We start from the raw sequence: 2,593 nt of genomic DNA, 5'->3' as shown, positions 1-2,593 counted from the left end.
CTGACGACGCGGGAGCAGCGAAGTAGCCAGGCCGTGGCGGACCTCGACGAGACGGCCCGTTTGGCGCTAGACGAAGGGCTTACCGAGCTTCTGCGGGCGCTTCAGGTCGCCCACGGCCGACGCGTCTTTGGCGTTTGCAGCGGATGCCGCTTTAACGAGCGCCGCGCGGGCGGCTACCGCTGTGGCCTCACGGGCGAGCCGCTCTCCGCCGATGACGTCACCCGCATCTGTCGGGAGTACGAAGCCCCGGGGTCAGTCTGAACGGCAAGGTCGGTGCGCAGTAAGCCTGTCGGCGTGCGCAGCGATTTCGGTCTGCTCGTGTTCTTTCAGAACCAACCGCATACGCGGGATCGTGCGTCTGCCGGACGTACCGGCCGCGCATCGCATTGCCTTGATGGCGCAACTGATCGAGCGTTATGCGGACGACCTGGCCGACGGCGCAATCTCCTCACAACCCATCATCGCGATGGATGGCTGTGATCTGTTTGGCCATGCGATGATCGCGTCTTGAATCCCCGCGACGAGTCCCCTGATGTCACCGCTAAACGGCGTTTTATTGGATCTGGCGACCATTGACCAAGGCGACCTTGATCTATCCCCGTTGGACCGCGTGTGCGGCGCTTGGCGACGTTATCCGCAGACGGAACCGACCCAGACTCTAGAGCACCTCGGCGATGCGCAGATCGCGCCTAGTGGCGCTGCGCGCGATGGCCGAGTGGTGCTCGAGCAGCTGTTGCCGCAGGTCGATGTGTTGAGCCTGCACTGCCCGCTCACCGACACCACACGCGGCCTGATCGGCGCACGCGAGCTGGGGCTGATGCGTCGCGACGCCCTGCTGATCAATACCGCTCGCGGCGGTATTGTCGATGAATTGGCGCTGGCCGAGGCCCTGCGCCTTGGCGCCATCGGTGGCGCCGGCGTCGATGTGTTGAGCACCGAGCCGCCGCGTGGGGGCAATCCGCTGCTAGCCCCGGACATCCCCAACCTGATCGTCACGCCGCATATCGCCTGGGCCAGCCGCGAGGCACGGCAGCGCGTGGTGGAGGAGATCGCAGCGAATATCGAGGCATTTTTAGCGGGGATTGCGCGTCATCGGGTGGAGAGCGACGGAACAGAAGGAGCCACGGCTCTTTGAGCCGCCGAGCAGCACTGAAGATCGATCGGGATGATGGTCAGCGTTTGGTCGTTCACCCGTGACGTTCTGTCTTAACACGCCCATCGCGCCGCAACGCACCGGGCTGATCGAGCACCTCCTCCGGCGAGCGCTTCAGCTCCACGAAGCTCTCGAAAGCGTAGCCCGTGCGCTTGATCCAGAGTTCCGGCAGATTGGGCGGCGCATCGCTCAGCTTAGCCCTGGGCAGGATCATGAGGCTGCTCTCGGGATCGGGCTTGCAGCCGGGTGGCGGGCGCAGGTGGCTCTCGTCATCGGGATTCCAGGCTTGGAGGACGGTGGTCATGCGCGAGCCGTCGGCTAACGCCGATCCCCCTCGGCCACTGTACGGGTCCAGGGTCGCGGCGCGGGCATTCGCCTTACCCGTGTGGTGAACGAAACGCACGCAACAGTCCAGGGTGCGAACAATGCGTCGAGCGGAGGTGATCAGGGCCTGTTCGTTGTCATTCACGGCCTGCTCACTGGCGCCGAACGACACCAACGGATCGAAGGTCACCACCGCCGGGCGGTCTTCGCGATGGGCGCGGCCCAGGTCATCTACGAGGCGCGTGAGCACCACATTGCCCTGGATCAACTGTGCCAGCTTTAGGCTTGAGCCACAGATATCCCAAAAGATCACGCTGTCAAACACGCAGCGGCGCTGGGCCTCGGACAGCTCAAGTGCGGCCACAATCTCGCGCAGGCGTGCCAGGAGGCGCTCGCGGCGGTCCTCAGCGGTCACGAACAGCGTCCAGCCGGGTTGCTCGATCCTCAGGCCCCAGAGCGGCGCGCCGAGCGCGATCATTGCCGCCTCGTAGAGCAGCAGGGTGGTCTTGCCAGTGCCAACGGGAGCAATCACTTGCGCCACGTCGGCATACAGGTAGCGGTCCACGATGCAACGCGGCGCTAGCGTCGCGCTGGCGATCTCCACATCGGACGGGATCAGCACGCGGCGTGGCGGTGGTCGGGTCTCGATCCTCGGTCCTTCGGAGACCAGGGCATCCAGTTCAGCCTGTGCGCGCTCAATCAGTTCAGCAGGGTCTCTGCCGTCCTCCCGTTCGGCCAGGCGACGGCCAAAGGCACGCAGGCGCCGTCTGGTGCCGGCGGCAGCACGCCAGCGGCGATATCAGCATAGACACTGGCGCGGGAGCGGCCAATGCGGCGTTCGACTTCGGGGCGGCGTAAGAGAGAGGTGGTGTGGGGCATCGTTGCGGCATCCTAATAGTGGAGATCAGTGCTGGGCGGGGATCGGTCCCGCGCCCAACGTGCTGTCTTCAGTACTCAGGAAGCGCCGCCGGTGTTCAATACCGGGCTTGGCCTAAAGGTTTAGGGATCGCAACGTACTTGCGGGCCGCCTGGCGCTGAAGACCTTGCTAGCATCCACGCAATCCGGCTTCGCCCGCGACAGTGAAAGATCATCGATTTCGGCACGTTTCGCGATGC

At 64.8% G+C, this 2,593-nt stretch carries 3 protein-coding genes and 1 pseudogene; 2 read left to right on the top strand and 2 right to left on the bottom strand.

The window, feature by feature from the left end; translation table 11 throughout:
- Positions 1-261: pseudogene (locus AC54T3_RS17335) on the top strand (MarR family transcriptional regulator); the annotation flags it as partial.
- A 271-nt stretch (positions 262-532) separates the two neighbouring features.
- Positions 533-1,135, top strand: a complete 603-nt coding sequence (locus AC54T3_RS17330; RefSeq protein WP_496626559.1) for an NAD(P)-dependent oxidoreductase — start codon at positions 533-535, stop codon at positions 1,133-1,135.
- A 52-nt stretch (positions 1,136-1,187) separates the two neighbouring features.
- Here AC54T3_RS17330 and AC54T3_RS17325 read toward each other — a convergent pair whose 3' ends face one another.
- Both AC54T3_RS17325 and AC54T3_RS17320 read right to left on the bottom strand, forming a co-directional pair.
- Positions 1,188-2,099 (bottom strand): AAA family ATPase, encoded by a 912-nt coding sequence (locus AC54T3_RS17325; RefSeq protein ID WP_496626558.1) that lies wholly within the window; start codon positions 2,097-2,099, stop codon positions 1,188-1,190.
- A 77-nt stretch (positions 2,100-2,176) separates the two neighbouring features.
- Positions 2,177-2,356 (bottom strand): helix-turn-helix transcriptional regulator, encoded by a 180-nt coding sequence (locus tag AC54T3_RS17320; protein ID WP_496626557.1) that lies wholly within the window; start codon positions 2,354-2,356, stop codon positions 2,177-2,179.
- Between the last annotated feature and the right edge of the window lie 237 nt (positions 2,357-2,593).

The organism is Halochromatium sp. NSM3, assembly GCF_059621085.1.
This window is presented reverse-complemented; position numbering and strand designations above follow the sequence as displayed.

Coding starts and splice junctions, on each gene's coding strand:
- AC54T3_RS17320 (WP_496626557.1), bottom strand. CDS start 2,356: ATGCCCCACACCACCTCTCTCTTACGCCGCCCCGAAGTCGAACGCCGC.
- AC54T3_RS17330 (WP_496626559.1), top strand. CDS start 533: ATGTCACCGCTAAACGGCGTTTTATTGGATCTGGCGACCATTGACCAA.